Origin of the sequence: Aeromonas sp. QDB56 (genome assembly GCF_027705505.1) — a bacterium.
Classification (GTDB): domain Bacteria; phylum Pseudomonadota; class Gammaproteobacteria; order Enterobacterales; family Aeromonadaceae; genus Aeromonas; species Aeromonas caviae.
This window is the reverse complement of record NZ_JAPDBZ010000044.1, coordinates 21,803-28,950: the sequence shown is the minus strand read 5'-3', so window position 1 is coordinate 28,950 and position 7,148 is coordinate 21,803. Positions and strand designations below refer to the sequence as shown.

Here is a 7,148-nt window from a genome sequence, read left to right as displayed (position 1 = left end):
GATCTCGCACCTCGATAACTGTACGTAAGATCAGTATAGTTCGTGGTAACTGACTGCTAATCATGGGTAATCAGGTTTTCGTTTATAGCCCCGCCATTTCTTAATCCATATCAACTCTTTGGCAGAGCGGGTCTGCCATACCTTGACCTTCTCCTGTTGGTAAGGTTTACATTCCTCATATTCGTCACAGGAAAGATGCACCATGTTGTCATCGAGATTGCCCACAGAACTCATCGCCCGGCTATTGCTGGCGTTGTTGCTCGTCTGCAATCTCACCCTCTGCATCGGCTGGCATGGTGCGGCCACCTCCCTTACAAGCCACTCACCCGACACCACCCTGACCCCGATGGCACAGCCCCATCCCCTGTCTCATGGGTTGCACGGGAGCGAGTCGGTACAGCACGCCGCCATGAACCATGACCAGGTCGGCACAGCTCCCCTCTCCTGCCATTCGGGCACAGTGAATGCGGAGTCCCTGTCGGGGGATGAGTGTCAGATGCAGAGCGGCTTCTCCGGTGCCGCCAATGCGCCTCCCCTGTTCGGCCTGCTGCTGTCATTGCTGCTGCTTCCGCTGTTGTTGCTGCCCCCTTCGTGGCATGTCGGTCCCCTGCTGGACAACTGGCTGCGGGATCCCTTCCTGCGCCTGCGTGGTACCCATCCGCCCTCCTGGCCCAGACGGCATCTGATGCTGTCTGTGCTGCGCCATTAGAAACCACTTCTCCCGATAGCCCGTGCGATGGTACTGCCATCGCCATGCCGTGCACCGGCCGCTCCGTCGGCGGTGCCCCGATTGTCGGCCAATCCTGTCCACCGCGAGCCGAGCGCCACGTGCCTGTTGCACCGCATCCGCTCACGGCCGGACGGCCCGATACGAGAGAAGAAGTACCATGTCATCACCCAAGACGTTCGCACCCTCGTGCGCCCGGCCCTCCCGCCCGCTGTGTGCCGGAGGCCTGTCATGAACAAGACCCTGTTAATGGCCGCGTTGCTGCTCGCCCTCGGCGCCGGTGGCGGCTACTGGGCCGCCAGCCACCTGCCTGGCGATGGCGCCAGCGCCGAGAAGACGCCTCTCTACTGGGTCAACCCCATGGATCCCCGCGACAAGCGCGACGGCCCCGCCAAGGACAACATGGGGATGGACTTCATTCCCGTCTATGAGGAGCAGAAGAGCGGCTCGCCGGGCACCGTCACCATCAGCCCCGAGATCCAGCAGAACCTGGGGGTGCGCCTCGCCAAGGTGGAACGATTGCCCATCCACCAGCAGATCGAGACGGTGGGCTACGTCGGCTATGACGAAGACCGGCTGGAGGCGGTCAACGCCCGCATGGCGGGCTGGATCCGCACCCTCGCCATCAAGAGCGAGGGGCAGCAGGTCAGCAAGGGAAGCCTGATTTACGAGCTCTACGCCCCGGATCTGGTCAACGCCCAGCACGAGTACCTGCTCGCCCTCAACACCGCCAACCCGCTGCTGCTGCGCGCCGCCGAGGGCAAGCTCAAGTCCCTGCAGGTACCGGCGGATCAGATAGCGGCCCTCAAGCGCAGTCGCCAGGTGCAGGAGACGGTGCGCATCTATGCCCCGAGCAGCGGTTATGTCTCCGAGCTGAAAGTGCGCGAAGGCCAGTACGTGGAGCCCGCCGCGGCGCTCTTCAACATCAGCACCCTCAAGCAGGTGTGGGTCAGTGCCGAGGTGTTCGAGCGTCAGGCGGCGCAGCTGAAGGTGGGCGATCCGGTCACCATGACCCTGGATTACGCCCCCGGCCGCAACTGGCAGGGCCAGGTCGATTACCTCTACCCGACCCTGGATGCCGCCACCCGCACCCTCAAGGTACGGCTGCGCTTTGCCAACCCGGACGAGTTCCTGAAACCCAACATGTTCGCCAAAGTAAACATTCGTACTGGTCAGGGAGAGCCCCGGCTGGTGGTGCCAAGCGAGGCGGTGATCCGCACCGGCAGCCAGGACAGGCTGGTGCTGGCGCTGGGAGATGGCAGCTTCAAGTCGGTGGCCGTTACCCTGGGCCCCCAGTTTGGCGACAAGGTGGCCATCCAGGAGGGGGTTGAAGCGGGGGACAGTATCGTCAGCTCGGCCCAGTTCCTGCTCGATTCCGAATCGGCCATCACTTCGGACTTCCAGCGCATGACGGCGGTGCGCCCCGCCCAGGTGTGGACTCAGGGCGAGGTTGAAAGCATCGATCTCGCCAACCGCACCCTGATGGTCTCCCACCAGCCCATCCCCGAGTGGCAGTGGCCCGCCATGGAGATGGAGTTCACCGTGGCGGACGGGGTCGACATGAGCAAGCTGACCGAGGGTCAGACCCTGCATCTGCAAGTGATGCAGGAGGGAGATGAGTACCGCATCACCACCATCCATCAGGAGAGTGCTCCGGCCAGCGCTGATGCGCCGGCAAAGGATGAGATGGAAGGGATGGATCATAGCCAGATGGAGAAGAAGTCATGATCCCCTCCATCATTCGCGGCTTTGCCAACAACCGCTCTTCACTCTCTGCGCCCAATGAGAAAGGAGTCCAATCATGATTCCTGCCATCATTCGCTGGTCCGTGGGCAACCGCTTTCTGGTGCTGCTGCTGACCGTCATGCTTACCGCCTGGGGGCTCTGGTCGGTCAAGCAGACCCCGGTGGACGCCCTGCCGGATCTCTCCGACGTGCAGGTGATCATCAAGACGGCCTACCCGGGCCAGGCGCCCCAGGTGGTGGAGGATCAGGTGACCTACCCGCTCACCACCGCCATGCTGGCGGTGCCGGGGGCCACCACGGTGCGTGGCTACTCCTTCTTCGGCGACTCCTTCGTCTATGTGCTGTTTGACGACGACACCGACCTCTACTGGGCCCGTGCCCGGGTGCTGGAGTATTTGAGCCAGGTTGCGCCCAACCTGCCCGCCTCCGCCCGCCCCCAGCTCGGCCCCGATGCTACCGGGGTGGGCTGGGTCTACCAGTACGCGCTGGTGGACAGAACCGGCAAGCACGACTTGAGCGAGCTCACGTCGCTGCAGAACTGGTTGCTCAAGTTCGAGCTGCAGACGGTGGACGGCGTCTCCGAGGTCGCCACCGTGGGCGGCATGGTGCGCCAATATCAGGTGCGGGTCGACCCGGACAAGCTGCGTGCCTACGGCATCCCGCTCTCCCTCATCGAGACCGCCATCCAGCAGGGCAACCAGGAGACCGGTGCCTCCGTCATCGAGATGGCGGAAGCGGAGTACATGGTGCGCTCGAACGGGTACCTCAAGAGCGTGGAGGATCTGAAGCAGATCCCGCTCGGTACCAATGTACGCGGCGCCCCGCTGCTGCTGGGTGACGTGGCGGATGTGGTCACCGGCCCCCAGAGTCGACGCGGCGTCGCCGAGCTTAACGGCGAGGGGGAAGTGGTCGGTGGCATCATCGTCATGCGTTTCGGCGAGAACGCCCAGCACACCATAGACGGGGTCAAGAAACGGCTCGCAGAGCTCAAGAACAGCCTGCCGGAAGGGGTGGAGATCGTCACCGTGTATGACCGCTCGGATCTTATCCAGCGCGCCATCGACAACCTCTCCGGCAAGCTAGTGGAGGAGTTCGCCGTGGTGGTGCTGGTCTGCCTCGCCTTCCTGTTTCACCTGCGCTCATCCCTGGTGGTAGTCATCTCCTTGCCCATCGCCATCCTGACCGCCTTCATCGTGATGCACCTGCAGGGGATCAACGCCAACATCATGTCGCTGGGGGGCATCGCCATCGCCATCGGCGCCATGGTGGACGGTGCCATCGTGATGATCGAGAACGTCCACAAACACATGGAGCGGGAGGCGCTCACCGACAAGAACCGCTGGCGCATCATCACCGAGGCGAGCATAGAGGTGGGGCCCGCCATCTTCTTCTCCCTGCTGATCATCACCATCAGCTTCCTGCCGGTGTTCGCGCTGGAGGCACAGGAGGGGCGGATGTTCCACCCCCTCGCCTACACCAAGACCTACGCCATGGCCGCCGCGGCCGGGCTCGCCATCACGCTGGTGCCGGTGATCATGGGCTACTTCATCCGTGGCAAGGTGCTGGCGGAGCAGGCCAACCCCCTCAACCGCTGGCTGAGCCAGGGCTATGTGCCGCTGCTCAAAGCCGTGCTGGCTCGTCCGAAAACCACTCTGGCCATCGCCGCCGTGGTGACGGTGGCGGGTTTCTGGCCGCTCAAGTACCTGGGTTCCGAGTTCATTCCGCCGCTCGATGAGGGGGACATCATGTATATGCCCACCACCGCGGCCAATATCTCGGTGGGCAAGGTGCGGGAGATTTTGCAGCAGACCGACAAGCTCATTCGCACCGTGCCCGAGGTGCAGAACGTGTTCGGCAAGGCGGGGCGCGCCGAATCGGCCACCGACCCCGCCGATCTGGTGATGATGGAGACCAGCATCCAGCTCAAGCCACGCGACCAATGGCGCCCCGGCATGACCCCGGAGAAGCTCAAGGAGGAGCTTGACTCACTCATCCGCTTCCCCGGTCTCACCAACGCCTGGGTGCCCCCCATCAAGACCCGCATCGACATGCTGGCCACCGGCATCAAGACCCCGGTCGGCATCAAGATAGCGGGGCCCGATCTCAAGGTGATCCAGCAGCTCGGCCAGCAGCTGGAACAGATCGTCGGCAAGGTGGAGGGCGCCTCATCGGTCTACGCCGAGCGGGTGGCCGGTGGCCGCTACGTGAAGGTGGACATCGACCGGCTGAAAGCGGCCCGTTACGGCCTCAATATCGCCGACGTGCAGGCGGTGCTCGCCACCGCGGTGGGCGGCATGGAAGTGGGCCAGACCATCGAGGGGCGCGAGCGTTACCCCATCAACCTGCGCTATCCCCAGAGCTATCGCGATTCGGTGGCGAGCCTCGAGCTGCTGCCGGTGGTCACTCCGAGTGGCGCTCGTATCGCCCTGGCGGACGTGGCGCGGGTCTATATCAGCGACGAAGCCCCCATGCTGCGCAGTGAAAACGCGCGCCTCAACGGCTGGGTCTACGTCGACATTCGTGGCCGCGACATCGGCTCTTTTGTGGCAGAGGCCAAGGCCGAGGTGGACAAGCAGCTGGTGCTGCCAGCGGGCTACGCCCTCACCTGGTCTGGCCAATACGAGTACATGGAGCGGGCCAAGGCCCGCCTCGCCTACGTAGTGCCATTAACCGTCGCCATTATCGTGCTGCTGCTCTATCTGGCGTTTCGCCGCTTCCAGGAGGTGTTGCTCATTCTCACCACCTTGCCGCTGGCGGTGGTGGGGGGGATCTGGACCCTCTGGCTGCTGGACTTCAACCTCTCGGTGGCGGTCGGGGTGGGCTTTATCGCCCTGGCGGGGGTGGCGGTGGAGACCGGCGTCCTGATGCTGGTCTACCTCAACCACGCCTGGGATGACCTCGTGGCCAGCGGCAAGCCGGACCAGGCGGGCCTGCACCGGGCGGTGATCCACGGCGCCGCCCTGCGCCTGCGCCCCAAGATGATGACGGTGGTGACCATTATCGCTGGCCTGTTGCCCATCATGTGGAGCCAAGGCACCGGCTCCGAGGTGATGCAGCGCATCGCCGCCCCCATGATTGGCGGCATGGTGAGCGCCTTAGGTCTGACCCTCTTGGTGCTGCCCGCCGCCTATTACCTGTGGCGCAGCAGCAACCTGCCTGCTTATCAACAATCCGAATGACCCGATTTCCCAACCCTTTTCGACTGAACGATTGAAGGAAAACACCATGAACTACAAGACGCTGACCCTGACATTGCTGCTGGGCCTTGCCACCCACACCAGCCTGCAAGCCGAGGAGATGATGAACCATGCCGGCCACGACATGGGCCAGATGAGCCAGATGGAAGGCATGAACGAGATGGGCGAGATGGCGATGACCCAGGGGGTCATAAGCCGCATCAACGCGGCCAACGGCAAGGTCGGCATCAAGCACGAGGCGATCGACAACCTCAAGATGCCAGCGATGACCATGGTCTTTCGGGTGGCCGATCCGGCTCTGCTCCAGGATCTGAAAGTGGGGGATGCGGTGCGCTTTCACGCCGAGAACCCAGCCGGCAAGCTCACCGTGACAGCCATCCAGAAACAGTAAACAGACTGATTTCAATAAAAGACGGCGGGATCATCCCGCCGTCTTTATTTAGGCGCTGTCCCAGTTATGTGTTGAAAGGCTAACCTTGAAGTAGGTCATCACCCTGAGGGCCTCCATCATGGATACCCAAGCCTTTCAACATCTACTCTCTCTTCCCACTGCTCACCTTGCGCCAGCGTCGTCTCGCGCAACATGAACTCGCCGCCCCTCACCCCATCACCTCGTTAGCCACCCAACTCCCCCCTTGCCAATGTTGCCCTCACTGCCAGGCCGAGGCCGCGCAGTTGGCTCCCTGGGGCTGGAGTCGAGGACTGCGTCGCTATCGCTGCAAGCAGTGTCTGCGCACCAGTTCCGTTCTCACCAAGACGCCGCTGGCCCGACTTCGCAAGGCACAGTGCTGGGAAGACTATGCCCAGGCCCTCATCGACGGGCTGACCGTCCGACAGGCTGCCGTCCGCTGCGGAGTCTGTAAAAACACCGCCTTTTTGTGGCGTCACCGCTCCCTGAAAGCCATGGCGAGCCACCAGGCGGTACGGGAAGAGGGTATCGTCGAGGTCGATGAGACCTTCTTCCTGGAGTCGTTTAAAGGGCAACGTGGTTTGCCCCGCCCGGCCCGCCATCGTGGGGGCAAAGGCCGTACCCGAGGCACAGGGTCGGATTACATCCCGGTGATGGTGGTTCAGGACCGGGCTGGCCACCATGCGGATTTTCAGTTGGAGAAAATGAATGCCGAGACGGTGATAGCGGTTTTGGCACCCCTTGTCTCGCCAGATGCGGTGTTGTGTAGCGATGGCGCCGGGGTGTATGCCAGTTTCAGCAAAGCGCAGGGAGTGACCCATCAGGTCGTGCGTAATCGTCAAGGCGAGCGCGTGGTTGGCGCCTACCACATCCAGCATGTGAACGGGTACCACAGGCGGTTGAAAGAGTGGATGGAGCGGTTCCATGGGTGGGTAGCGACCCACTATCTGAGGAATTATCTGGGTTGGCGAAGGATGCTGGAGCGCTATGGACGGGAAGTGACTATCCCACATTGCTTGCAGGAGGCGCTGGGGCGCCCCATGCAACACGTAATTGGGACATAGCCTTTA

The 7,148-nt window shown here is 62.8% G+C and carries 4 protein-coding genes and 1 pseudogene; all 5 read left to right on the top strand.

The window, feature by feature from the left end; translation table 11 throughout:
- The first annotated feature begins 202 nt into the window (after window positions 1-202).
- The 5 genes and pseudogenes from OKB81_RS09365 (at window position 203) to OKB81_RS09345 (ending at window position 7,142) form a co-directional block, all read left to right on the top strand.
- On the top strand, window positions 203-709 hold the full coding sequence (locus OKB81_RS09365; RefSeq protein WP_160837195.1) for a hypothetical protein: 507 nt from the start codon (window positions 203-205) through the stop codon (window positions 707-709).
- A gap of 249 nt (window positions 710-958) precedes the next feature.
- The gene (locus OKB81_RS09360; protein ID WP_161506968.1) at window positions 959-2,455 is read left to right on the top strand and encodes an efflux RND transporter periplasmic adaptor subunit; all 1,497 of its coding nucleotides are present in this window, start codon (window positions 959-961) and stop codon (window positions 2,453-2,455) included.
- A 73-nt stretch (window positions 2,456-2,528) separates the two neighbouring features.
- Window positions 2,529-5,651 (top strand): efflux RND transporter permease subunit, encoded by a 3,123-nt coding sequence (locus OKB81_RS09355; RefSeq protein WP_042649822.1) that lies wholly within the window; start codon window positions 2,529-2,531, stop codon window positions 5,649-5,651.
- A 46-nt stretch (window positions 5,652-5,697) separates the two neighbouring features.
- Window positions 5,698-6,060: a copper-binding protein gene (locus OKB81_RS09350; protein ID WP_041205372.1), complete on the top strand. Its 363-nt coding sequence runs from the start codon at window positions 5,698-5,700 to the stop codon at window positions 6,058-6,060.
- Between the two features lie 118 nt (window positions 6,061-6,178).
- Window positions 6,179-7,142, top strand: a pseudogene (locus tag OKB81_RS09345) (IS1595-like element ISAeme10 family transposase).
- The last annotated feature ends 6 nt before the right edge of the window (window positions 7,143-7,148 follow it).

Coding starts and splice junctions, on each gene's coding strand:
- OKB81_RS09365 (WP_160837195.1), top strand. CDS start 203: ATGTTGTCATCGAGATTGCCCACAGAACTCATCGCCCGGCTATTGCTG.
- OKB81_RS09360 (WP_161506968.1), top strand. CDS start 959: ATGAACAAGACCCTGTTAATGGCCGCGTTGCTGCTCGCCCTCGGCGCC.
- OKB81_RS09355 (WP_042649822.1), top strand. CDS start 2,529: ATGATTCCTGCCATCATTCGCTGGTCCGTGGGCAACCGCTTTCTGGTG.
- OKB81_RS09350 (WP_041205372.1), top strand. CDS start 5,698: ATGAACTACAAGACGCTGACCCTGACATTGCTGCTGGGCCTTGCCACC.